Genomic DNA, 24,857 nt, shown 5'->3' with positions numbered 1-24,857 from the left:
AACTTGGCACAGGCGCTGCATTGCTCCTGGCAACAGACATAAAGCCCGGCCTTCAACGACGAAGGTAGGCTTCCCGAGAGAACGGGATCGGACAAAGGCGTCCTCGTCAGGCCACTGACGGGACGCCTTTTTTGTTTGCGCGCATTTTGTCGAGCCAGGCCCAAGCCCTGCCTGCGCTCCCGGAGGAGCCCATGAAAAAACTCAAGCTGGTGATGATCGGCAATGGCATGGCCGGGGTCCGCACCCTGGAGGAACTGCTCAAGCTGAGCGAGGAGCTGTACGACATCACCGTCTTCGGTGCCGAGCCCCACGCCAACTACAACCGTATCTTGCTGTCGCCGGTGCTGGCCGGCGAACAGCAGTTCGAGGACATCATCCTCAACGACCTTGGCTGGTACCAGGAGCACGGCATCAAGCTGCTGCTCAACCGCAAGGTGGTGCAGATCGACCGTATCCGGCGCCGGGTGATCGCCGACGACGGCACCGAGGCCGAATACGACCGCCTGCTGATCGCCACCGGCTCCACGCCCTTCATCCTGCCGATTCCCGGCAACGATCTGCAGGGCGTGATCGGCTACCGGGACATCGCCGACACCCAGGTGATGATCGACACCGCCAGGACCCACCGCCATGCCGTGGTGATCGGTGGAGGCCTGCTGGGCCTGGAGGCCGCCAACGGCCTGAAGCTGCGCGGCATGGAAGTGACCGTGGTGCACCTGGGGGAATGGCTGCTCGAGCGCCAGCTGGACCAGACCAGCGCCCAGCTGCTGCAAGGCGCCCTGGAAAGCCGCGGATTGCAGTTCCGCCTGAGCGAGCAGACCCAGGCGCTGCTCGATGCCGGCAACGGTCGGGTCGGCTCGGTACGGTTCAAGAACGGCGACATCCTGCCCGCCGACCTCGTAGTCATGGCGGCCGGCATCCGGCCCAATACCGAACTGGCGGAACGGGCCGGCCTGCCCTGCAATCGCGGGATCCTGGTCAACGACACCCTGCAGACCTACGACCCACGCATCTATGCCATCGGCGAATGCGCCAGCCATCGCGGCATCGCCTATGGCCTGGTGGCGCCGCTGTTCGAGCAGGCCAAGGTCTGCGCCAATCACCTGGCCCAGCTGGGTTTCGCCCGCTACCAAGGCTCGGTCACGTCGACCAAGCTCAAGGTCACCGGGATCGACCTGTTCTCCGCCGGCGACTTCATGGGCGGCGAAGGCACCGAGACCATCACCCTCGCCGACCCCATCGGCGGGGTGTACAAGAAGCTGGTGATCAAGGACGACGTGCTGGTGGGCGCCTGCTTGTATGGCGACACCGCCGACGGCGGCTGGTACTTCCGGCAGATCCGCGAGAACCACAACGTCAGCGAGATCCGCGACCACCTGATGTTCGGCGAGAACAGCGTGGGCGACGTTGGCCACCAGGGCCAAAACAGCGCGGCGAACATGCCCGACAGCGCCGAAGTCTGCGGCTGCAATGGCGTATGCAAGGGCACCATCGTCAAGGCCATCCAGGAGAACGGCCTGTTCAGCGTCGACGAGGTGAAAAAGCACACCAAGGCCGCCAGCTCCTGCGGCTCCTGCGCCGGGCTGGTGGAACAGATCCTGATCAGCACCGTGGGCGGCGCGGCGGACGTCAAGCCCAAGAGCGAGAAGGCCATCTGCGGCTGCAGCGACCTCACCCATGGCCAGGTGCGCCAGGCGATCCGCGAGCACCACCTGATCACCCTGGGCAGCGCCATGCGTTTCATGGACTGGCGTACCCCGGACGGCTGCGCCACCTGCCGTCCGGCCCTGAACTACTACCTGATCTCCACCTGGCCGGGCGAGGCCAAGGACGACCCACAGTCGCGCCTGATCAACGAGCGGGCCCACGCCAACATCCAGAAGGACGGCACCTACTCGGTGGTGCCGAGGATGTGGGGCGGCGTGACCAACCCGTCCGAGCTGCGGCGCATCGCCGACGTGGCGGACAAGTACCAGGTGCCCATGGTCAAGGTCACCGGCGGCCAGCGCATCGACTTGCTGGGCATCCGCAAGGAAGACCTGCCGGGAGTGTGGAAGGACCTGGACATGCCGTCCGGCCATGCCTACGGCAAATCCATCCGCACTGTGAAGACCTGCGTTGGCAGCGAATTCTGCCGCTTCGGCACCCAGGACTCGACCCGGCTGGGTATCGACCTGGAGCACGACCTGTTCAACATGTGGGCGCCGCACAAGGTCAAGCTGGCCGTCTCCGGCTGCCCGCGCAACTGCTCGGAAGCTGGGATCAAGGACGTGGGCATCATCGGCGTCGACTCCGGCTGGGAGATGTATATCGGCGGCAACGGCGGGATCAAGACCGAGGTCGCGCAGTTCTTCGTCAAGCTCAAGACCGCCGACGAGGTGCGCGAGTACAACGGCGCCTTCCTCCAGCTGTACCGCGAGGAAGCCTTCTACCTGGAGCGCACCGTGCACTACCTGGAGCGGGTCGGCCTGGAACACGTGAAACGCGCCGTACTGGAAGACCCGCAGCGGCGCCAGGCGCTCAACGAACGCCTGCAGTTTTCCCTGTCCTTCGAGCAGGACCCCTGGCAGCAGCGGCTGGCCGAGCCGCAGCTGAAAAAAGAGTACGAGACCATTCCCGTCAAGCAACTGGAGGTGCCGGCATGAACTGGCTGGATATCTGCGCCCTGGAAGACATCAACATCCTGGGCTCGCGCATCATCAAGGGGCCCCGGGGCGATATCGCGATTTTCCGCACCAGCGACGACCAGGTGTTCGCCCTCGACGATCGCTGCCCGCACAAGGGTGGTCCGTTGTCCCAGGGCCTGATCCACGGCAAGCGGGTGGCCTGTCCGCTGCACAACTGGCAGATCGACCTGCAATCGGGTCAGGCCCAGGCGCCGGATGTCGGCTGCGCCCACCAGCACGCGGCCCGGGTCGCCAGCGGCCGGGTGCAACTGGCCCTGCGGGATGCCGGGTGATGGAGCGCCAGAGCACCGCCTCGACCTGTTGCTATTGCGGGGTCGGCTGCGGCGTGCTGATCGAGCACGATGGCCGGCAGATCCTCGGGGTCAGCGGCGATCCGGCGCACCCGGCGAACTTCGGCCGACTCTGCAGCAAGGGCGCCAGCCTGCACCTGACCGGCGACCCGGCGGCCCGCGCGCTGTACCCGCAGCTGCGCCTGGGCAAGGCCCTGGCTCGCAGCCGCTGCGATTGGGACAGTGCCCTGGACCACGCCGCCGAAGTCTTTGCCCGGACCATCGCCGAGCACGGCCCGGACAGCGTGGCGTTCTACCTTTCCGGGCAACTGCTGACCGAGGACTACTACGCCTTCAACAAGCTGGCCCGGGCGTTGGTGGGCACCCATAACATCGACAGCAACTCACGGCTGTGCATGTCTTCGGCGGTGGTGGGCTACAAGCGCAGCCTGGGTGCCGATGCGCCACCGTGCAACTACGAGGACCTGGAGCAGAGCGATTGCGTGATGATCGTCGGCAGCAACATGGCCTATGCCCACCCGGTGCTGTTTCGCCGCCTGGAACAGGCCAAGAACCAGCGCCCGACGATGAAGGTCATCGTCATCGACCCCAGGCGTACCGACACCTGCGACCTGGCCGACCTGCACCTGGCGATCCTGCCGGGCACCGATGTCGCGCTGTTCCACGGCATCCTGCATCTGCTGTTGTGGGAGGACTGGATCGACCGGGATTTCATCCAGGCCCATACCGAGGGCCTGGCCGAACTCAAGGCCCTGGTGCGCGACTACACCCCGGCCATGGTGGCGCAGCTGTGCGGCATCGGTATCGAGCAACTGCAGCAGTGCGCCCAATGGATCGGCACCGCGCCGAGCTTCCTGTCGCTGTGGTGCATGGGCCTGAACCAGTCCAGCGCCGGCAGCGCCAAGAACAGCGCGCTGATCAACCTGCACCTGGCCACCGGGCAGATTGGCCGGCCCGGCGCTGGGCCCTTCTCCCTCACCGGCCAGCCCAATGCCATGGGCGGTCGGGAAACCGGTAGCCTGAGCAACCTGCTGCCGGGCCACCGGGAAGCCGCCAATCCCGGAGACCGCGCCGAAGTCGCCAGCTACTGGGGCGTTGAGCGCCTGCCGGAGACACCCGGGCTGAGCGCCATCGAACTGTTCGAGCAATTGCACAGCGGACGGATCAAGGCGCTGTGGATCGCCTGCACCAACCCGGCCCAATCGCTGCCCGACCAGAATCGCGTACGCGCGGCTTTGCTCGAGTGTCCCTTCGTGGTCCTGCAAGAGGCCTTCGCCACCACGGAAACCGCGGCTTTCGCCGACCTCTTGCTGCCAGCGGCCAGCTGGGGGGAAAAAGAAGGCTCGGTGACCAACTCCGAGCGCCGGGTTTCCCATGTGCGCCAAGCGGTGCCGCCGCCTGGAGAAGCTCGTGCGGATTGGGCGATCACCCTGGATTTTGCCCGACGCCTGGAGCGCCGCCTGCGTCCCGGGCTGCCCAGCCTGTTCGCCTTCGAGAGTGCCAGCCAGCTGTTCGATGAATACAAGGGCCTGACTCGGGGGCGCGACCTGGATCTGTCCGGCCTCGGCTTCGAACTGCTCGACCGGCTTGGCCCGCAGCAGTGGCCATTTCCAGAGGGCGCCGACCACGGCACGCCACGCCTGTATGGCGACGGCGTGTTCCCCACGCCCACGGGGCGCGCACGCTTTATCAGCGATCCCTACGTAGCGGCCCGGGAGCAGCGCGAGGCGCGCTTTCCCCTGACCCTGATCACCGGCCGGCTGCGGGACCAATGGCACGGCATGAGCCGTACCGGCACCGCAGCGCAGGCGTTCGGCCATGTCGGCGAGGCGCTGCTGAGCCTGCATCCGGATGACCTGCGCCGCCAGCGCCTGCAAGACGGCGACCTGGTGAGCCTCAAGAGCCGACGCGGCAGCGTGATAGTGCCCGTGACCGGCGATGACAGCGTGCGCCCGGGCCAGGCGTTCTTGCCAATGCATTGGGGCGATCGCTTCCTCAAGGGCGGAATCAATGCCGTCACCCAACCGGCCTTCGACCCCCTGTCCAAGCAACCGGAGCTCAAGCACAGCGGCGTGCGCCTGGAGCCGGTGCACTTGCCGTGGCAACTGTTCGCCCTGGTCGAAGGCGATGTACAGGCCCGCTTCCAGGCCCTGCGCCCGCTGTGCGAGTCCCTGGCCTATGTCAGCCTCGCCCTGACCGGCCGCGAGCGCCCGGCCTTGGTGATTCGCGCCGCCCACCTGCAGGCGCCGGAACCCCAGCTGCTTGCGGCCATCGACCAGCACCTGGGGCTGGATGCCGGCCCGGTGCTGGCCTATGACGATCCGCGCCGGGCAATCGGCAAGCGGGTGCGTATCGAGCAGCAGCGGATCACGGCCATCCGCCTGGCCGGGGAAACCCTCGCCCGGCATTGGTTGCAGCAGCTCTGGCTCGAAGGACGTGCCGACGAACAACTGCGCCGCTGGCTGCTGGCCCCCCTGAGCACGCCACCGCAAGCCTGCGGCCTGGGCGAGCCTGCGGACCGCACCTTGTGCAACTGCAAGAACGTCGGTTATCGCGCCGTGCAAGCCGGCATCGCCGCCGGCCTGGATCTGGGGCAACTGCGACAACAACTGGGTTGCGGCAGCCAATGCGGCTCCTGCGTGCCGGAGATCAAGCGTCTCCTGGCCACTGCAGCGCAACCTTTGGCCATCCCTGTGTGAGAGGAATTCCCATGAGTGCAAAAGTCTGGCTGGTCGGCGCGGGTCCTGGCGACCCGGAGCTGCTGACGCTCAAGGCGGTACGCGCCCTGGGCGAGGCCGATGTGGTACTGATCGATGACTTGGTCAACAGTGCCGTCTTGCAACACTGTTCCGGAGCGCGGGTGATCGCGGTGGGCAAGCGTGGCGGCTGTCGTTCCACGCCCCAGGCCTTCATCCATCGCCTGATGCTGCGTTATGCCCGCCAAGGCCATTGCGTGGTTCGCCTCAAGGGTGGCGATCCATGCATTTTCGGACGCGGTGGCGAAGAGGCCCAGTGGCTCCGGGAGTACGGAATCGAGGTGGAGTTGGTGAACGGCATCACCGCCGGCCTGGCCGGCGCCACCAGTTGCGATATCTCCCTGACCTTGCGTGGCGTGGCCCGCGGCGTGACGTTACTCACCGCCCATACCCAGGACGACAGCCCGTTGGACTGGCAGGCACTGGCCCAGGGCGGAACGACCCTGGTGATCTACATGGGAGTGGCGAAACTGACAGAGATCGCCGAACAGTTACGCGCCGCTGGCATGCCGGATTGGACACCAGTAGCGATGATCGAGAACGCCTCGCTGCCAGAGCAGCGGGAATGTCGCAGCATGCTGGGGAATATGCAGCAGGATGCCCTGGATTTCGGGCTCAAGAGCCCGGCGATCCTGGTGATCGGCGCAGTAGCGGCAACTGCCGATACCAGCGCCACCCGCCTGCTCCAGGCCTGAGGCCCAGGACAAAATCCGGGCAAAGAAAAACCCGGCCTAGGCCGGGTTTTTCCAAGCTTACAGGCTAATTACTTAGCTTGAGCTTCTACCGAGGCTTCTACGCGACGGTTAACAGCACGACCAGCTTCAGTTGCGTTGTCGGCAACTGGGCGGGACTCACCGTAACCAACGGACTGAACGCGCTCAGCGCCAACGCCGTACTGGTTAACCAGTACTTGCTTAACGGCGTTTGCACGACGCTCAGACAGCTTCTGGTTGTAAGCGTCAGGACCGACGGAGTCAGTGTGACCTTCAACAACGGTGGTGGTCTGTGGGTACTGCTTCATGAAGTCAGCCAGGTTCTTGATGTCAGCGTAGCTGTTAGGCTTGACGACCGACTTGTCGAAGTCGAACTTCACGTCCAGCTCAACACGTACGACTTCAGCAACTGGAGCTTCTGGAGCTGGCTCTGGAGCCGGAGCTGGAGCTACTGGAGCTGGAGCGACTTTACCGGCGTTGCCGCCGAAGTTCACACCCAGACCAACCAGGGCAGCGTAGTCCCACTTGCCGTTGTCCATGCCGTAGTCGGCTTCAACGCCAGCACGGGCGAACAGGTTGTCGGTGAAGTAGTACTTAACACCAGTACCGATGATGGCCTGGGTAGTCTTGTCACGACCGCTGTGACCGTCGGCTTCTACGCTGCTACGGCTCTGGTGACCGAAACCACCGGAAACGTATGGACGCAGGGAGTCCACGCCAGCTTGGCCGAAGTGGTAGGTGGCCAGCAGGCTGGCGGTGTCACCCTTGATCTTCTGGTTGCCGGTACCGTCGTTGGAACGGGTGTGGTTAGTCTTGTCGTAGCTCAGGTCCAACGACAGGTCGTCGGTCAAGAAGTAACCAATACGGGCGCCTGGGTTGAAGCCATCTTCGATGTGCTTAACGCTGTCGTTGTACTGTTTTTTGTAAAACAGTTCACCCTCGACCGCGCCTTGGCCTTGCGCCAGAACGCCGAACGAAGTCACGGCAACAATAGAACCAATGGCAATGCCCAAGGTGTTTTTCAGTTTCATCCGTTAAATCCCCATCTGGTGATTGTAAAGCAGTCCCACATACCGGGGGACAACTCGGCGGTAAGTCTATCAGAACTCACCTAGACGTAAGAGATATTTGCGCCGAACTAAGTTTCAGCAATGCCTGCAAATTTCTCACGCAATTTATCAAGAGCACGTTTGTAACGCATTTTTGTAGCACTCAAACCCATATGCATGATGTCTGCGATCTCCTGGAACTCCAGTTCTGCGACAAAACGCAGCACCAGAATTTCCCGATCGATCGGGTTCACATGCACCAACCAGCGGTCAAGTCCGCCCTTCTCCTCAGGTTTCGGCGCCTTCTCTTCAGACGCCTCCTCGAGGGGATCAAGACTCAAAGCATCCATCAACCGCCGCTTGCGTCGCTCCTTGCGATACTGCGTGATGCATTCGTTGTACGTGATGCTGTATAGCCAGGTCTTGAACTTCGATTTACCCTCAAAGTTCTTAAGGCCATACAGCACCTTCAACATCACTTCCTGACAGACATCATCGGCATCCCGATCGTTCCCCAGATAACGCGCACAAACATTAAATAGGGTTCGCTGATAACGTCGCATCAACTCTTCATAGGCGCGTGTTACGTGAAACAGCTCCGTATGTGAACGCGCAACCAACTCCTCATCAGAGAGCTCACGGGGGTCATAGCGCGTGGATAGCGTTTGGGTGTTATTCAAAACGAGTCGTGCCGACAGTCAGGTCAGTGTCCACCGCAGCCCGGCGAGGGGCATTTTGCGGCGGCATACATTAGCAGGGTGCCGGGTTAGCGGCTACTTACATGCTGCTCCAGCAGGATCCGATTGGAGAGAGAGACTAGCTCACCCTCATCGGTCAGCAATGTAGTTTTGACCGTGCCAATCTCCTCGATCTGGCCTTCAACCTCGCCAACACGCACTTGTTGACCCACCTGGTACAACTCACGCACATAGATTCCCGCAAGAATCTGACCGGCAATTTCCCGGCTTCCCAATCCCATCGCCAGCGCAACTGCCAGACCAACGGTAATCAAAACGATCACGATCACGTGGTTGAGCAGGTCGGTCTTGACCTCCAACTGGCTGATCGCCACGGAAATACTGATGATGATCACCAATCCCTGAGCGATCCGCCCCACGCCACTGGCGTACTCCAATCCCACGCCTTCCGCCGCGCCCCGCACCAGCCCATTGGCCAGTTGCGCCAGCAGAACCCCCACCAACAGCACCAGCGCAGCGCCGAAAACCTTCGGCAAATACAGCGCAAGCATGTCGAGCGTAGCCGAAACTCGCTCAAGGCCAAGGGATTCAGCAGCAGAAACCAGAAAAATAAGCAGTACGAACCAGTAGACGATCTTGCCGATCAGGGTCGAAATGGGAACTTGCAAGCCCGCACGGGACAACAATTTGGTCAGGCCGGTACCACCCATGAGCCGATCCAGCCCCAGCTTGGCCAGCAATTTGGACAGCAGGGTGTCGAGCAGCTTCGCAACCACGAAGCCCAGCAACAGCACCACCAATGCGCCGAACAGGTTCGGAATGAAGTTCGCCACCTTGGTCCACAAGGCGGTCATCGCTGTGACGAGGCTCTGCGTCCAGAGATCAAGTTCCATATTCAATCAGCCTTATCAGCAGTGCGAGCAGTAGATTTAAGACGAGAAACCGGCGCGATATGGGCCGATCCGTTATTCAGGGCGATCATCAAGGCCGGCAACCAGCGACCCAGCAGGCTGAACAGGTCCCCTGCCCCCACTTGGCGGTTGGCGGTTTTCAATACGCGGCCCAGGCAAGCGTCGTCATCGCGACTGGATGGCGAGGCCTTGAGCATGTCACGCAGCGACTCTTCAAACGGATCGTGCATAAGCACCTCTGGTGATGTTTGAAAAAGACGCGATCAGATTTATTCGGGTCACATGAAGCCTCTTCATACCCAACGCAAACGCCGGAATAGCCACCATTGGCCCAGCGCCACCGCCACCAGCAACAGGCAGGCGATGATGAAGCCATAGGGACTGGCAGAGAACGGAATACCCCCGACATTGATCCCCAAAAGCCCGGTGAGAAAGCTCATCGGCAAGAAGATCCCGGTAATGATGCCGAAGCGGTACATGGTGCGATTCATGCGCACGCTCAAACGCCGATCCTCGGCCTCGAGCACAAGCCCCACGCGCTCCCGGGCCAGTTCCAGCTCTTCCAGGTAGCGGGTCAGGCTGTTGTGCAATTCATTCCAGTAGTCGCCATCGTCGGCAGCGAACCAGGGCAGTTTTATCCGGCTCAACTGCGAGAAGATATCCCGTTGCGGGGCCAGGAACCGCTTAAGTCCGGCAGCCCGACGACGAATCTGCAAAATGCTGCCATGCTCCGGGGTATACCGTTCGTCGGCATCCAGTTTTTCTTCCTCATCATCGACCACTTCAGCGAGATCGCTGACCAGGTTCTGCACCTTGTGGGTCAGGTATTCGGCCATGTAGAGGAGCAACTCGGCGGCGCTTTTCGGGCCATTGCCCTCGCTCAACTGCACCAGTAGCTCATCGGTGGCTCGCAAGGGGCGCAAACGCAGCGAGATCACCCGCTGCGCACTGGCGAAGATCCGCACCGAGACCATGTCCTCAGGCTCGGCACCCGGGTTGAGATTGATGCCACGCAAGAACAGCAGCAGTTCCGAATCAGGCAGTGCCAGCAAGCGTGGCCGGGTATTTTCCTCCAGCAGCAAGTCACAACTGAACTCGCTCAAGCCACTGGAGCGACGCAACCAGGTCTGGGTCTGCGGATGGCTGCGATCCCAATGCAACCACAGGCTCTCATGGGCCTGCAGTTGCAGATCGTCGAGCTCAGTCCGGGCAATCGAACGCGCACCGCCTTTACCATCCAGCACCAGGGCATGCACCAGCCCCCACTGCGCGTTTTCTTCCTCGAACATCCTCACCCCTTGTCTGGTCGCTTGGTCATTCAGGCATTTTCAGCGGGCTGGGCGAAACGATCACGCCATTGTTGTCGGCGTAAACATATTCACCCGGACGGAAGGTCACCCCGGCAAAGGTCACGGCCACGTTGAGGTCGCCGATACCGCGCTTGTCGGTCTTCATCGGGTGGCTGGCCAGGGCCTGGACGCCGAGGTCGGTCTGGGCGATGACATCCACGTCGCGGATGCAACCGTAGATCACCAAGCCTTCCCAGCCATTCTTGGCTGCCTTCTCGGCCAGCATGTCCCCCAGCAGGGCGCGTCGCAGGGAACCGCCACCGTCGACCACCAGCACCTTGCCATGCCCCTTGAGCTCGACTTGCTCCTTGACCAGCGAGTTGTCCTCGAAGCACTTGATGGTGACGATTTCGCCACCAAAGGAATCGCGCCCGCCAAAGTTGCTGAACATGGGCTCGACCACCTGCACCAGGTCCGGGTAGGCGTCGCACAGGTCGGGAGTAAGGTAATGGTTCATCGAGAAGCTCCTGTAACAGAAAGAACACGATCGACGGTGTCGGTCATTCCGGGGCCAGCAATGAAAATACGAGCCCAATCGGCAGATGTTTAGCCTACCGCACTCGGGCCGCCCACCAACCTGGCGGGCATTTTCGCAAGACTGCCGACAGAACGGAAAGTCGACTCAATAACTGAATGTGACCAAAACGGTTCAGCGCGTCATATCTTAGCCGCAAGCGCTATCCAGCGAAATGCCCTTGTCAGAGCCTCTGCGTCAAACCGTCGCCATCTGCTCGGTGGCGCAAACCAGCAACGGCGCCTGCTGGTCCCTGAGCCAGCGCGCCACCAACGGCCAGACCTCGGCCTGCGCCGGTTTGCTCACGAGCATCTCGACATGGCCGAAATTACCGCCAAAGCCCTGTTCACGCCCCAGGCAGACGAACTGCTTGTGCTCGCTGCCCAGTTGATCGAACAGCTTGCGGCAGGCCCAGGTCGGATCCTGGTGGTCGCCAGCGGCGCTGACCGCCAGGGCCGGTACGCCGACCTCCGTCAGGCCGGCCCACCAATCCTTGTCGGCATCACCGAAACGCCCGAACAGCCCATGCCAGCGCATGCTCTCCAGGGCCAGGCCGATGGGCTCGTCCTCCGGGCCGCGCTTGAGCCGGGAACCGGACAACTGGGCAAACCGCTTGATGAACAGGCGTCCGCTCCATTCCACCAAGGGAATCTTCAAGGGCCAGTAGATACGGCTGACCTGGGTGCCGAAGAACGCCGCCGAGGCCACCCCCGCATCGCCCAGGTATTGACCGCCCAGCGCCGCGGCCAGGGTGGTGCCGCCCAGGGAATGGCCGATCCAGTGGGGAACCTGCCCACTCAGCTCACGAACGAAGGCCGCGATGGCCGGCAGGTCGTAGCGTGCGTAATCCGCCACTCGGTTGTTGCGGTACTGGGCATTGCGGCGCGACAAGCCATGGCCACGCATTTCCGGGATCCACACATCGAAACCGGCCCGTGCCAGGTAGGCCCCGAGGCCGATGCCCTTGGGCGAGTACCAGAAGCGCCGGTTGGAAAAGCTGCCGTGCAACAGGACCACGGGCACGCCTTGGGCCCCAGGCGCATCGGCCAGGCCCAGGCGCGTCACGGCCAGCTCCACCGAAGGATCGGGGCTGTTGCCGGGTTTCAAGCGATAGACATCTTCGCTGAGGTCACCTCGACGCTCGGCGCTGATCAAGGCGACAGGAAATAGGTTGCTGCTGCTTTGCATATTCTTTCTTGCACAAAAAAGGGCGGCATCCGGAAGAAGCGCGCCCTGCTTGAATCGCAAGGCCCGGCCAGTCGCTGGCCAGGCCTGCACTCACCGATTATGCGGCGCCCTGGCCCTCGGCCAGGAAGAACCAGGTCTCGAGCACCGAGTCCGGGTTCAGCGAAACGCTTTCGATGCCCTGCTCCATCAGCCACTTGGCCAGGTCAGGGTGATCCGAAGGGCCCTGGCCGCAAATGCCGATGTACTTGCCAGCCTTGTTGCAAGCCGCAATGGCGTTGGCCAGCAGCTTCTTGACCGCAGGATTACGCTCGTCGAACAGGTGGGCGATGATGCCGGAGTCGCGGTCCAGGCCCAGGGTCAGCTGGGTCAGGTCGTTGGAACCGATGGAGAAACCATCGAAGTACTCCAGGAACTCCTCGGCCAGGATCGCGTTGGATGGCAGTTCGCACATCATGATCACGCGCAGGCCATTCTCGCCCCGCTTGAGACCGTTTTCCGCGAGCAGATCAACCACTTGGCTGGCTTCGCCGAGGGTACGCACGAAGGGCACCATGATCTCGACGTTGGTCAGACCCATCTCGTTGCGCACGCGCTTGAGGGCACGGCACTCGAGCTCGAAGCAATCGCGGAAGGATTCGCTGATGTAGCGCGAGGCGCCACGGAAGCCCAGCATCGGGTTTTCTTCTTCCGGCTCGTAGAGCTTGCCGCCGATCAGGTTGGCGTATTCGTTGGACTTGAAGTCCGACAGGCGCACGATGACCTTCTTCGGCGTGAATGCCGCGGCCAGGGTGCTGATACCCTCGACCAGCTTGTCGACGTAGAAGTCCACCGGATCATGGTAGCCGGCGACACGCTTGTCGACGCTGTCCTTGATGTCCTGTGGCAGGCCCGCGTAGTTCAGCAGCGCCTTGGGGTGCACGCCGATCATGCGGTTGATGATGAATTCCAGGCGGGCCAGGCCCACACCGGCGTTCGGCAGCTGGGCGAAGTCGAAGGCGCGGTCCGGGTTGCCGACGTTCATCATGATCTTGAACGGCAGCTCCGGCATGGCATCCACGGAGTTCTGCTTGACGTCGAAGCCCAGTTCGCCCTCGAAGATGAAGCCGGTGTCCCCCTCGGCGCAGGAAACGGTCACGCCCTGGCCATCCTTCAGCAGCTCGGTGGCGTTGCCGCAACCCACTACCGCCGGAATGCCCAGTTCACGGGCGATGATCGCCGCGTGGCAGGTACGGCCGCCGCGATTGGTGACGATGGCGCTCGCGCGCTTCATCACCGGCTCCCAATCCGGGTCGGTCATGTCGGAAACCAGCACGTCGCCGGCCTGGACCTTGTCCATCTCCGACACGTCCTTGATGATCCGCACCTTGCCGGCGCCGATGCGCTGGCCGATGGCACGGCCTTCCACCAGGACGGTGCCTTTTTCCTTGAGCAGGTAGCGCTCCATCACGTTGGCCTGGGTACGGCTCTTCACGGTTTCCGGGCGGGCCTGCACGATGTACAGCTTGCCGTCGTCACCGTCCTTGGCCCACTCGATGTCCATCGGGCACTGGTAGTGCTTCTCGATGATCATCGCCTGCTTGGCCAGCTCGCTCACTTCGGCGTCGGTCAGGCAGAAACGTGCGCGATCGGCCTTGTCCACGTCCACGGTCTTCACCGAGCGACCGGCCTTGGCTTCGTCGCCGTAGATCATCTTGATCGCCTTGCTGCCCAGGTTGCGACGCAGGATCGCAGGACGGCCGGCGGTCAGGGTGTTCTTGTGAACGTAGAACTCGTCAGGGTTGACGGCGCCCTGCACCACGGTTTCACCCAGGCCGTAGGCGCCGGTGATGAACACCACGTCACGGAAGCCCGACTCGGTATCCAGGGTGAACATCACCCCGGCGGTACCGGTTTCCGAACGGACCATGCGCTGCACGCCGGCGGACAGGGCCACCAGCTTGTGGTCGAAGCCCTGGTGCACGCGGTAGGAAATGGCGCGGTCGTTGAACAACGAGGCGAACACTTCCTTGGCAGCGCGGATCACGTTGTCCACGCCACGGATGTTGAGGAAGGTCTCTTGCTGGCCGGCGAAGGATGCATCCGGAAGGTCTTCGGCGGTAGCCGAGGAGCGCACGGCCACGGCCATCTCGGGGTTGCCCGCCGACAGCGCGGCGAAGGCCTTGCGGATTTCCGCGTCGAGGCGCTCGGGGAACTCGGCGTCCATGATCCATTGGCGGATCTGTGCGCCGGTCTTGGCCAGGGCATTCACGTCATCGACATCCAGCGCGTCGAGCGCTGCATGGATCTGGTCGTTCAGACCGCTCAGCTCGAGAAAGTCCCGATATGCCTGGGCGGTCGTGGCGAAGCCACCCGGGACCGAGACGCCGGCACCCGCGAGGTTACTGATCATCTCGCCCAGGGATGCGTTCTTGCCCCCCACATGCTCAACATCGTGTTTGCCGAGCTTATCGAGGGAAACTACGTACTCTACCAAGGTGATCTCTCCACTAACTGTGTTGGAAAAGCTCAGAAACGGGCTGCTTCAGGGGTGCATCTGCCCGTCATATGGCCTGGACCTGGAAAATAAGTGAGAATGCGGGCCATTCCCGGCCGACAAATCGCGCCTATCATATCCAAGAATCGTCACTAGCTTAAGGCCCAAGCCGCAAATGAAACGATCTGCCTTCTTCATCTCCGACGGTACCGGTATCACAGCGGAAACCCTCGGCCAGAGCCTTCTGGCGCAGTTCGAGAACATTACGTTCAGCAAATTCACGCGGCCGTATATCGACAGCATGGAAAAAGCGCGGGCCATGGTACAGCAAATCAATATAGCCGCCGAAAAAGACGGTTATCGACCGATCATTTTCGACACTATCGTCAACCAGGACATCCGTGAGATTCTCGCGACCTCCAATGGTTTCATGATCGATATCTTCTCCACCTTCCTCGCCCCTCTGGAACAGGAGCTGAGCGAGCATTCCTCCTACTCCGTGGGCAAATCCCACTCCATCGGCCACAACTCCAACTACATGGAGCGGATCGAGGCGGTGAACTTCGCCCTGGACAACGACGACGGCGCCCGCACCCACTACTACGACAAGGCCGACCTGATCCTGGTGGGCGTGTCACGCTGCGGCAAGACCCCGACCTGCCTGTACATGGCCATGCAATTCGGCATCCGCGCGGCCAACTACCCGCTCACCGAAGAAGACATGGAGCGCCTGCAACTGCCCAACGCGCTGCGCCCGCACAAGCACAAGCTGTTCGGCCTGACCATCGACCCCGACCGCCTCACCGCCATCCGCAACGAGCGCAAGCCCAACAGCCGCTATTCCAGCTTCGCCCAGTGCGAATTCGAGGTACGGGAAGTCGAGAACCTGCTGCGCCGGGAAAACATCCCGCATATCAACTCCACGCACTTCTCCGTCGAGGAAATCTCGGCCAAGATCCTCGTGGAAAAAGGCGTCGAACGCCGTTTCAAGTAAAGCTGTCCCCCATTCCCAGGGCCTGCGCGGCCCCGGCGACCATCGGCAGGCAGCGCACCAGGCGCTGCCTGCATCGCGGTTTCAAATCACCAGCAGATCGACGAAGCGCTGCACCGGCGTGGCCGACAGCCGTCCCGGGTCCTTGCACAGATCGAAGATCTGCGCCGAGCGCTGGGCGCTGAAGCGCGTGGCCAGGTTGGCCTTGAACTTGTCCTCCAGCAGCGGGATGCCCTCGGCCCGCCGCCGGCGGTGACCAATGGGGTACTCCACCGCCACCTGTTCGGTGCAACTGCCATCGGCGAAGAACACCTGCACCGCGTTGGCGATCGAACGCTTGTCGGCCTCCAGGTACTCGCGGGTGTAGCGCGGGTCCTCGACGATCTGCATCTTGTCGCGCAACTGGTCGATGATCGGATGCGCCGCGTGGAAATCATCCTCGTAGTGCTCGGCCACCAGGGTGCCGAACGCCAGGGGCACGGCGGCCATGTACTGCAGGCAGTGGTCGCGATCGGCGGCATTGGCCAGCGGTCCGACCTTGGAAATGATGCGGATCGCCGACTCATGGGTGGTGATGACGATCCGCTCGATCTCCTGCAACCGATCGCGCACCAGCGGGTGCAGGGCCACTGCCGCTTCGCAGGCGGTTTGCGCATGGAACTCGGCCGGAAAGCTGATCTTGAACAGGATGTTTTCCATCACGTAGCTGGCGTACCCCTGGGGCAGGCTGAAGCGCCGCTGGCCCTCGGGCTTGAGCGAAAGGTCCTTGTTGGCATGGCTGAACAGCACGTCGTAGAAGCCCCACTGCGGCGCGCTGAGCACGCCAGGAATGCCCATTTCGCCACGCAGCGCCATGTCCGCCAGGCGCACCCCGCGGCTCGAGGCATCCCCCGCCGCCCAGGACTTGCGCGACCCGGCATTGGGTGCATGGCGATAGGTACGCAGCGCCTGGCCGTCGACGAAGGCATGGGACAGGGCGGACAACAGCTGCTCGCGATTGGCCCCCATCAAGCGGGCGCAAACGGCGGTGGAGGCCACCTTCACCAGCAGCACATGATCGAGCCCGACGCGGTTGAAGGAGTTGTCCAGGGCCAGCACACCCTGGATCTCGTGGGCCATGACCATCGCCTGCAGCACATCGCCCATGCTCAGCGGCGCCTCGCCGTTGGCTACGCGTTTCTGCGAAAGGTGATCGGCCACGGCCAGGATGCCGCCGAGGTTGTCCGACGGGTGCCCCCACTCCGCCGCCAGCCAGGTGTCGTTGTAATCGAGCCAGCGCACGATGCAGCCGATATCCCAGGCGGCCTTCACCGGGTCCAGGCGATAACTGGTACCCGGCACACGGGCGCCATGGGGCACCACGGTGCCTTCGACGAGCGGCCCCAGGTGCTTGGTGCATTCAGGAAAACGCAATGCCAGCAGGCCGCAGCCCAAGGTATCCATCAGGCAATGGCGGGCGGTATCGAGGGCTAGGGGGGAGTCGACGCGATACTCCAGGACATAATCGGCGATGTCCTGCAAAACCGGGTCGTAATCGGGACGGTTGTTCAGATCAACGTTGGCGCTCATGGATCGTGCACTCCAATGACGGGGTTATGGGTAGGTCGATTCCTCAGGCTGCAGGTTCAGGTCAATAACGGCATCGCAGGTCTGCGTCTGCTCAATGATTCGATAACGGCATCGGTGGCGAGGGAGCCGGCTCCCTCGCCACCGCCGGTCCTTAGAAGGTGTCGCCGGGCACTCTCACCCAGCCTTCCATCAGCACCCGCGCGCTGCGGCTCATGATCGCCTTGACCACGCTCCACTCGCCGGCCTCGAGGCTGGCCTCGGCGCCTACACGCAAGGTGCCCGAAGGATGGCCGAAACGCACGGCGCTACGCTCGCCGCCACCGGCCGCGAGGTTGACCAGGGTCCCGGGGATCGCCGCTGCCGTGCCGATGGCCACCGCCGCGGTGCCCATCATCGCGTGGTGCAGCTTGCCCATGGACATGGCGCGCACCAGCAGGTCGACATCCGCCGCCTTGACCGCCTTGCCGCTGGAGGCCTGGTAGTCCGCCGGCGCGGCGACGAAGGCCACCTTCGGCGTGTGCTGGCGCTGCGCGGCCTCGTCCAGGTGCTTGATCAGGCCCATGCGCAAGGCGCCGTGGGCACGGATGGTCTCGAACATCGCCAGGGCCTTGGGGTCGCCATTGATCACGCCCTGCAACTCGGTACCGCGATAACCGATGTCCGCCGCATTGACGAAGATAGTGGGGATCCCGGCATTGATCAGGGTCGCCTTGAGGGTGCCGACACCGGGTACTTCCAGGTCGTCCACCAAGTTGCCGGTGGGGAACATCGAACCGCCACCGCCCTCCTCCTCGGCCGCCGGGTCGAGGAACTCCAACTGCACCTCTGCCGCCGGGAAGGTCACGCCGTCCAGCTCGAAGTCGCCGGTCTCCTGGACCGCGCCATCGGTGATCGGCACATGGGCGATGATGGTCTTGCCGATGTTGGCCTGCCAGATGCGCACCACCGCCACACCGTTGTGGGGAATGCGCGCCGGGTCCACCAGGCCGCTGCTGATGGCGAAGGAACCCACCGCCGCCGACAGGTTGCCGCAGTTGCCGCTCCAGTCGACGAAAGGCTTGTCGATGGCGACCTGGCCGAACAGGTAGTCGACGTCGTGGTCGGGCTTGATGCTCTTTGACAGGATCACCGTCTTGCTGGTGCTGGAGGTGGCGCCGCCCATGCCGTCGATCTGCTTGTCATAGGGATCGGGGCTGCCGATCACCCGCAACAGCAAGGCATCGCGGGCTGCGCCGGGCAGCTGCGCAGCCTCGGGCAGGTCTTGCAGGTTGAAGAACACACCCTTGCTGGTGCCGCCACGCATGTAGGTGGCCGGAATCTTGATTTGCGCTACAAATGCCATGGATTTCAGGTCCTGATAAAGACCGGGGGCGGCGCCTTGCGGCCCACCCCCGGTACGTCGCTTAACTGGCTGTGGCCGATTCCAGGAAATCCTGGGCAAAGCGCTGCAGCACACCGCCGGCCTCGTAGATCGACACCTCCTCGGCGGTGTCGAGGCGGCAGGTCACCGGCACCTCGAGCCGCTCGCCATTGTGGCGGTGGATCACCAGGGTCAACTGCGCCCGGGGAGTGCGCTGGCCGAGCACGTCATAGGTCTCGGTACCGTCGATGCCCAGGGTCTTGCGGTCGGTGCCCGGCAGGAACTGCAGCGGCAGCACGCCCATGCCCACCAGGTTGGTGCGGTGGATACGCTCGAAGCCCTCGGCGACGATCGCCTCGACACCCGCCAGGCGCACGCCCTTGGCCGCCCAGTCGCGGGACGAACCCTGGCCGTAGTCGGCACCGGCGATGATGATCAGCGGCTGCTTGCGCTCCATGTAGGTCTCGATGGCTTCCCACATCCGCGTGACCTTGCCTTCGGGCTCGACACGGGCCAGGGAACCCTTCTTCACCTCGCCATCGACCACCGCCATCTCGTTCACCAACTGCGGGTTGGCGAAGGTCGCGCGCTGGGCGGTCAGGTGGTCGCCACGGTGGGTGGCGTAGGAGTTGAAGTCCTCCTCCGGCAGGCCCATCTTCGCCAGGTACTCACCGGCCGCGGAGTCCGCCAGGATGGCGTTGGACGGCGACAGGTGGTCGGTGGTGATGTTGTCCGGCAGCACCGCCAGCGGGCGCATGCCCTTGAGCGTGCGCTCCCCGGCCAGCGCGCCTTCCCAGTACGGCGGACGACGGATGTAGGTGCTCATCGGGCGCCAGTCGTACAGCGGGCTCTCGGCTTCCTTGACGGTGCCCAGGTCGAACATCGGGATGTAGATCTGGCGGAACTGCTCGGGCTTCACCGAGGCGGCGACGATGGCGTCGATCTCCTCGTCGCTCGGCCACAGGTCCTTCAGGGTCACCGGGTTGCCGGCCTGGTCATGGCCCAGCACGTCCTGCTCGATGTCGAAGCGCACGGTGCCGGCGATCGCATAGGCCACCACCAGCGGCGGCGAGGCGAGGAACGCCTGCTTGGCGTAGGGGTGGATACGGCCGTCGAAGTTGCGGTTGCCCGACAGCACTGCGGTGGCATACAGGTCGCGGTCGATGATTTCCTGCTGGATGACCGGGTCCAGCGCACCGGACATGCCGTTGCAGGTGGTGCAGGCGTAGGCGACGATGCCGAAGCCGAGCTTCTCCAGCTCCGGCAGCAGGCCGGCCTCTTCCAGGTACAGCTTGGCGACCTTCGAGCCCGGCGCGAAGGACGTCTTGACCCAAGGCTGGCGCACCAGGCCCAGGGCGTTGGCCTTCTTCGCCACCAAGCCGGCAGCCACCACGTTGCGCGGGTTGGAGGTGTTGGTGCAGCTGGTGATCGCCGCGATGATCACCGCGCCATCGGGCATCAGGCCCTCGGCTTGTTCGACCTTGCCGGCGGCCAGCTTGGTTTCGTCGGCGATCCCCCGCTCGGCCAGGGCCGAGGTCGGCAAGCGCCGGTGCGGGTTGGACGGACCGGCCATGTTGCGCACCACGGTGGACAGGTCGAATGTCAGCACCCGCTCGTACTCGGCGGTGACCAGGGCATCGGCCCACAGGCCGGTGGTCTTGGCGTAGTTCTCCACCAGGGCTACCTGCTCCGGCTCGCGGCCGGTGAGCTTGAGGTAGTCGATGGTCTGCTGGTCGATGTAGAACATCGACGCGGTGGCACCGTACTCCGGGCACATGTTGGAGATGGTCGCGCGGTCGCCAACGGACAGGCTGTCGGCCCCTTCGCCGAAGAACTCGACGTAGGCACCCACCACCTTTTCCTTGCGCAGGAACTCGGTCAGGGCCAGGACGATGTCGGTGGCGGTGATCCCGGGCTGGCGCTTGCCGGTGAGCTTGACGCCGACGATGTCGGGCAGGCGCATCATCGACGCGCGACCGAGCATCACCGTCTCCGCCTCCAGGCCACCGACGCCGATGGCGATCACGCCCAGCGCATCGACGTGGGGGGTATGGCTGTCGGTGCCGACGCAGGTGTCGGGGAAGGCCACGCCGCCGCGCGCCTGGATCACCGGGCTCATTTTCTCCAGGTTGATCTGGTGCATGATGCCGTTGCCGGCGGGGATCACATCGACGTTCTTGAACGCGGTCTTGGTCCACTCGATGAAGTGGAAGCGGTCCTCGTTGCGGCGCTCCTCGACGGCGCGGTTCTTCTCGAAGGCGTCCGGGTCGAAACCGCCGAACTCCACGGCCAGGGAGTGGTCGACGATCAGCTGGGTCGGCACCACCGGGTTGACCAGGGCCGGGTTCCCCCCCTGGTCGGCGATCGCATCGCGCAGGCCGGCCAGGTCCACCAGCGCGGTCTGGCCGAGGATGTCGTGGCAGACCACGCGGGCCGGGTACCAGGGGAAGTCGAGGTCGCGCTTGCGCTCGATCAGTTGCTTCAGCGAGTCAGTGAGCTGCGCCGGGTCGCACCGGCGCACCAGTTGCTCGGCCAGCACCCGGGAGGTGTACGGCAGGCCGGCGTAGGCACCCGGGGCGATGGCATCCACCGCCTCGCGGGTGTCGAAGTAGTCCAGCGCCGTACCAGGCAGGTTCTTGCGGTATTGGCTGTTCATGATTACTTGCGGTCCTTCAGGGGCACGAACTTCAGGTCTTCGGGGCCGACATAGTTGGCGCTCGGGCGGATGATCTTGCCGTCGATGCGTTGCTCGATGACGTGGGAAGACCAGCCGGAAGTACGGGCGATCACGAACAGCGGGGTGAACATGGCGGTGGGCACGCCCATCATGTGGTAGCTGACGGCGCTGAACCAATCGAGGTTGGGGAACATTTTCTTGATTTCCCACATGGTCGATTCCAGGCGCTCGGCGATGTCGAACATCTTGCTGTTGCTCTGCTCGACGGACAGCTCGCGGGCCACTTCCTTGATTACCTTGTTGCGCGGGTCGGACACGGTGTAGACCGGATGGCCGAAACCGATTACCACTTCCTTCTTCTCGACGCGGGCGCGGATGTCGGCTTCTGCTTCGTCCGGGTTGTCGTAGCGCTTCTGGATCTCGAAGGCCACCTCGTTGGCGCCACCATGCTTGGGACCGCGCAGTGCGCCGATGGCCCCGGCGATGCAGGAGAACATGTCGGAACCGGTACCGGCGATCACCCGCGAGGTGAAGGTCGAGGCGTTGAATTCGTGCTCGGCATAGAGGATCAGCGAGGTGTGCATGGCGCGTACCCACGACTCACGCGGCTTCTCGCCGTGCAGCAGGTGCAGGAAGTGGCCGCCGATGGAATCGTCGTCGGTCTCCACGTCGATGCGCTTGCCGTTGTGGCTGAAGTGGTACCAGTAGAGCAACGCGGAGCCGAGGCATGCCATCAGCTTGTCGGCGATGTCCCGGGCGCCCGGATGGTTGTGGTCGTCCTTCTCCGGCGACAGGCAACCCAGCACGGAAACGGCGGTGCGCATCACGTCCATCGGGTGGGCGGACGGTGGCAGTTGCTCCAGCGCCAGCTTGACCCCGGCCGGCAGGCCGCGCAGGGCCTTGAGCTTGGCCTTGTAGCCCGTCAGCTCGGCGACGTTCGGCAGCTTGCCATGGACCAGCAGGTGGGCGATTTCCTCGAACTCGCAGGAGGTGGCGAAGTCGAGGATGTCATAACCGCGGTAGTGCAGGTCGTTGCCGGTACGACCAACGGTGCACAGGGCCGTGTTGCCGGCGGCGGTGCCGCTCAGGGCCACGGATTTCTTCGGTTTGAAGGCGGTGGTGGTTTCGCTGGGGCTCATCGCGTGAATCTCCTCATTTTTATCCGGTTGCTTGCATCTTGTTATATCCGCAGGCCGCTCTCGGGGAGCGGCCCGGGTCCGGTCATTTCTTGGCAGCGAACAGGGCGTCGAGCTTCTGCTCGAAGGCGTGGTAGCCGATACGGTCGTACAATTCGGCACGAGTTTGCATCAGGTCGATGACTTCTTTTTGATGGCCGTCGCGGCGGATAGCGGTGTAGACCGCCTCGGCCGCCTTGTTGGCGGCGCGGAAGGCCGACAGCGGATAGAGCTGGATGGCGACGCCCACCGAGGCCAGCTCATCGCGGGAGAACAGCGGGGTGGCGCCGAACTCGGTGATGTTGGCCAGCACGGGCACGTCGAGGGCGTCGACAAAGCGCTTGTAGGTCGGCAGGTCGTAGGCGGCCTCGGCGAAGATGCCGTCGGCGCCCGCCTCCACATAGCGCTGGCAGCGCTCGATGGCGGCGTCCACGCCCTCGGCCTGGATGGCGTCGGTCCGGGCGATCAGGAAGAAGCTCGGGTCGGTCTTGGCATCGGCGGCGGCGCGCACGCGGTCGGCCATTTCCTCGGTGGAGACGATTTCCTTGCCCGGACGGTGGCCGCACCGCTTGGCACCCACCTGATCCTCGATATGGGCGGCGGCGGCGCCGGCCTTGATCAGGTTCTTGACGGTACGCTCGATGTTGAAGGCGCTGGGGCCGAAACCGGTGTCGATGTCCACCAGCAGCGGCAGGTCGCAGACATCGGTGATGCGACGCACGTCGGTGAGCACGTCATCCAGAGTGTTGATGCCCAGGTCCGGCAGGCCCAGGGAGCCGGCGGCGACACCGCCACCGGAGAGGTAGATGGCCTTGAAGCCGGCGCGCTTGGCCAGCAGTGCATGGTTGGCGTTGATGGCGCCGATGACCTGCAGCGGATGTTCTTCGGCAATGGCGTCGCGGAAGCGCTGGCCGGCGGTTTTCTGACTCATGACTCACCTCGTGTCTTGGACGGGTTGACGAGCGCTTCCTGGTAATGGCGCTCGATATTGCGCTTGGAGGCACCGATATGACGGCGCATCAGCAACTCGGCCAGTTCGCCGTCTCGGTCGGCGATGGCATCGAGAATTCGGTGGTGTTCGGCGAAAGCCTGGCGTGGCCGGTTCGGCACGCTGGAGAACTGCAGGCGGTACATGCGTACCAGTTGGTAGAGCTCGCCGCAAAGCATCTTGGTCAGGGTCTGGTTGCCCGCGCCCTGGATGATCCGGTAGTGGAAGTCGAAATCCCCTTCCTGCTGGTAGTAGCCAACCCCGGCCTGGAACGCCGCATCGCGCTCGTGGGTCTCCAGTACCCGGCGCAGTTCGTCGATCTCGGCCACGCTCATGCGCTCGGCCGCCAGGCGGCAGGCCATGCCTTCCAGGGATTCGCGGATTTCGTAGAGCTCGATCAGCTCGGCATGGCTCAGGGAAACCACCCGGGCGCCGACATGGGGCACGCGCACCAGCAGCCGCTGGCCCTCCAGGCGATGGATGGCCTCGCGCAGCGGGCCACGGCTGATGCCGTAGGTGCGGGCCAGCTCGGGCTCGGAGATCTTGCTGCCCGGGGCGATCTCGCCCTTGACGATGGCCGCCTGGATACGCCGAAAGACGTTTTCGGAGAGGGTCTCGGAGTCGTCCTGGGCCGGCGTCGAATGTTCCAGTTGATCCAGCATATTGTCGACACCTTGAAAATCAATGAGGCGAAAATTAGCCAATACCCCCATTACAGTCAAAGGAAAAATATAGATTGTCGACAATCGTCTAAGACTCCATGAACTCTAAACGAGACAAATGGCCCGCCCCGGACGCTGGCGCCAACAAACCAGCATGCTAGAATGCCGCCCGCATTGGCCTGTCATCTTTTTATGCCACGCACACGAGGGAGCTTGCGCAGCAATGCCGGTCGCCTTGAACTGAAGAACCCATGACCATCAGGATCTATGACTCTCAAGGCCCTTCTCCCACTGCTCTGCCTATTCATCCTTCCTGGTACCGGCATCGCCGCCGGCAAGACCGTCTACGGCTTGAATGAATACGCCCAACTGGCGGGCATCGACCTGGAGGTCGCCGCCAAACTCGACACCGGGGCCAAGACCGCTTCGCTGAGCGCCCGCGACATCAAGCGCTTCAAGCGCAATGGCGAGTCCTGGGTACGCTTCTATCTGGCCATCGACACCGCCCACTCCCACCCCATCGAACGCCCCCTGGCCCGGGTCAGCAAGATCAAGCGCCGCGCTGGCGACTACGACCCCGATGAGGACAAGAACTACACCGCGCGCCCGGTGATCGCCCTGGAAGTCTGCATGGGCAGCGCCTTGCGCAGCATCGAAGTGAACTTGACCGACCGTAGTGCATTCCAATACCCGCTCTTGATCGGCTCCGAAGCCCTCAAGCGTTTCGATGCGCTGGTCGACCCCAGTCTTAAATACGCTGCTGGCAAACCTGCCTGCGCCACCGCCGCTCTTACCGCAGAGTAATTC

The 24,857-nt window shown here is 63.4% G+C and carries 20 protein-coding genes; 6 read left to right on the top strand and 14 right to left on the bottom strand.

Annotated elements, in window-relative coordinates; all coding sequences use genetic code 11:
• Positions 1 to 191: 191 nt before the first annotated feature.
• The 4 genes from nirB to cobA are packed head-to-tail and all read left to right on the top strand — an operon-like array spanning position 192 to position 6,428.
• Positions 192 to 2,645 carry a nitrite reductase large subunit NirB gene (nirB, locus tag C4K40_RS09575; protein WP_053135910.1) on the top strand — a complete coding sequence of 818 codons (2,454 nt, stop codon included), beginning with the start codon at positions 192 to 194 and terminating at the stop codon, positions 2,643 to 2,645.
• On the top strand, positions 2,642 to 2,959 hold the full coding sequence (gene nirD, locus C4K40_RS09570) for a nitrite reductase small subunit NirD (RefSeq protein WP_053135907.1): 318 nt from the start codon (positions 2,642 to 2,644) through the stop codon (positions 2,957 to 2,959). Before nirB ends, nirD begins: the two co-directional genes overlap by 4 nt.
• Positions 2,959 to 5,676 (top strand): nitrate reductase, encoded by a 2,718-nt coding sequence (locus C4K40_RS09565; protein WP_053135904.1) that lies wholly within the window; start codon positions 2,959 to 2,961, stop codon positions 5,674 to 5,676. The genes nirD and C4K40_RS09565 overlap by 1 nt, the downstream gene beginning before the upstream one ends.
• Before the next feature lie 11 nt (positions 5,677 to 5,687).
• A complete protein-coding gene (gene cobA / locus C4K40_RS09560) occupies positions 5,688 to 6,428 on the top strand; it encodes a uroporphyrinogen-III C-methyltransferase (protein WP_053135901.1) in 741 nt (246 codons plus the stop codon).
• A 68-nt stretch (positions 6,429 to 6,496) separates the two neighbouring features.
• Here cobA and C4K40_RS09555 read toward each other — a convergent pair whose 3' ends face one another.
• The 8 genes from C4K40_RS09555 to ppsA form a co-directional block, all read right to left on the bottom strand.
• The gene (locus C4K40_RS09555) at positions 6,497 to 7,477 is read right to left on the bottom strand and encodes an OmpA family protein (RefSeq protein ID WP_022643277.1); all 981 of its coding nucleotides are present in this window, start codon (positions 7,475 to 7,477) and stop codon (positions 6,497 to 6,499) included.
• A 107-nt stretch (positions 7,478 to 7,584) separates the two neighbouring features.
• On the bottom strand, positions 7,585 to 8,175 hold the full coding sequence (gene sigX / locus C4K40_RS09550) for an RNA polymerase sigma factor SigX (RefSeq protein WP_031321291.1): 591 nt from the start codon (positions 8,173 to 8,175) through the stop codon (positions 7,585 to 7,587).
• 86 nt (positions 8,176 to 8,261) lie between these two features.
• Positions 8,262 to 9,086, bottom strand: a complete 825-nt coding sequence (locus C4K40_RS09545) for a mechanosensitive ion channel domain-containing protein (RefSeq protein ID WP_022643246.1) — start codon at positions 9,084 to 9,086, stop codon at positions 8,262 to 8,264.
• Positions 9,087 to 9,088: 2 nt separating this feature from the next.
• Positions 9,089 to 9,334, bottom strand: a complete 246-nt coding sequence (locus C4K40_RS09540) for a hypothetical protein (RefSeq protein ID WP_022643245.1) — start codon at positions 9,332 to 9,334, stop codon at positions 9,089 to 9,091.
• A 63-nt stretch (positions 9,335 to 9,397) separates the two neighbouring features.
• The gene (locus tag C4K40_RS09535) at positions 9,398 to 10,393 is read right to left on the bottom strand and encodes a zinc transporter ZntB (protein WP_022643244.1); all 996 of its coding nucleotides are present in this window, start codon (positions 10,391 to 10,393) and stop codon (positions 9,398 to 9,400) included.
• Between the two features lie 25 nt (positions 10,394 to 10,418).
• On the bottom strand, positions 10,419 to 10,910 hold the full coding sequence (rraA, locus tag C4K40_RS09530; protein ID WP_009042919.1) for a ribonuclease E activity regulator RraA: 492 nt from the start codon (positions 10,908 to 10,910) through the stop codon (positions 10,419 to 10,421).
• A gap of 255 nt (positions 10,911 to 11,165) precedes the next feature.
• Positions 11,166 to 12,155, bottom strand: a complete 990-nt coding sequence (locus tag C4K40_RS09525) for an alpha/beta fold hydrolase (protein ID WP_022643243.1) — start codon at positions 12,153 to 12,155, stop codon at positions 11,166 to 11,168.
• Between the two features lie 97 nt (positions 12,156 to 12,252).
• A complete protein-coding gene (gene ppsA, locus C4K40_RS09520) occupies positions 12,253 to 14,628 on the bottom strand; it encodes a phosphoenolpyruvate synthase (protein ID WP_053135898.1) in 2,376 nt (791 codons plus the stop codon).
• A 175-nt stretch (positions 14,629 to 14,803) separates the two neighbouring features.
• On the opposite strand from ppsA, the gene C4K40_RS09515 reads away from it, so the two are divergent.
• Positions 14,804 to 15,622, top strand: coding sequence for a pyruvate, water dikinase regulatory protein (locus C4K40_RS09515; RefSeq protein WP_022643241.1), 819 nt, complete (start codon positions 14,804 to 14,806; stop codon positions 15,620 to 15,622).
• Between the two features lie 81 nt (positions 15,623 to 15,703).
• On the opposite strand, the gene prpD is transcribed toward C4K40_RS09515, so the two are convergent.
• The 6 genes from prpD to C4K40_RS09485 all read right to left on the bottom strand — a co-directional run bounded on the left by prpD (position 15,704) and on the right by C4K40_RS09485 (position 24,050).
• Positions 15,704 to 17,188 carry a 2-methylcitrate dehydratase gene (prpD, locus tag C4K40_RS09510; RefSeq protein WP_053135895.1) on the bottom strand — a complete coding sequence of 495 codons (1,485 nt, stop codon included), beginning with the start codon at positions 17,186 to 17,188 and terminating at the stop codon, positions 15,704 to 15,706.
• A 151-nt stretch (positions 17,189 to 17,339) separates the two neighbouring features.
• A complete protein-coding gene (gene prpF, locus C4K40_RS09505) occupies positions 17,340 to 18,530 on the bottom strand; it encodes a 2-methylaconitate cis-trans isomerase PrpF (protein WP_053135891.1) in 1,191 nt (396 codons plus the stop codon).
• Between the two features lie 61 nt (positions 18,531 to 18,591).
• The gene (acnD, locus tag C4K40_RS09500) at positions 18,592 to 21,204 is read right to left on the bottom strand and encodes a Fe/S-dependent 2-methylisocitrate dehydratase AcnD (RefSeq protein ID WP_053135887.1); all 2,613 of its coding nucleotides are present in this window, start codon (positions 21,202 to 21,204) and stop codon (positions 18,592 to 18,594) included.
• A gap of 2 nt (positions 21,205 to 21,206) precedes the next feature.
• Positions 21,207 to 22,364 carry a 2-methylcitrate synthase gene (prpC, locus tag C4K40_RS09495; RefSeq protein ID WP_022643236.1) on the bottom strand — a complete coding sequence of 386 codons (1,158 nt, stop codon included), beginning with the start codon at positions 22,362 to 22,364 and terminating at the stop codon, positions 21,207 to 21,209.
• Positions 22,365 to 22,446: 82 nt separating this feature from the next.
• The gene (gene prpB / locus C4K40_RS09490) at positions 22,447 to 23,331 is read right to left on the bottom strand and encodes a methylisocitrate lyase (RefSeq protein ID WP_022643235.1); all 885 of its coding nucleotides are present in this window, start codon (positions 23,329 to 23,331) and stop codon (positions 22,447 to 22,449) included.
• Positions 23,328 to 24,050 carry a GntR family transcriptional regulator gene (locus C4K40_RS09485; RefSeq protein WP_022643234.1) on the bottom strand — a complete coding sequence of 241 codons (723 nt, stop codon included), beginning with the start codon at positions 24,048 to 24,050 and terminating at the stop codon, positions 23,328 to 23,330. Before C4K40_RS09485 ends, prpB begins: the two co-directional genes overlap by 4 nt.
• A 267-nt stretch (positions 24,051 to 24,317) precedes the next feature.
• On the opposite strand from C4K40_RS09485, the gene C4K40_RS09480 reads away from it, so the two are divergent.
• On the top strand, positions 24,318 to 24,854 hold the full coding sequence (locus C4K40_RS09480; RefSeq protein WP_022643233.1) for an ATP-dependent zinc protease: 537 nt from the start codon (positions 24,318 to 24,320) through the stop codon (positions 24,852 to 24,854).
• The last annotated feature ends 3 nt before the right edge of the window (positions 24,855 to 24,857 follow it).

The sequence above is a fragment of the Pseudomonas sp. CMR5c genome (assembly GCF_003850545.1).
In the GTDB taxonomy this organism is placed as follows: domain Bacteria; phylum Pseudomonadota; class Gammaproteobacteria; order Pseudomonadales; family Pseudomonadaceae; genus Aquipseudomonas; species Aquipseudomonas piscis.
The sequence above is the reverse complement of the archived record's forward strand: the minus strand, read 5'-3'. Positions and strand labels throughout refer to the sequence as shown.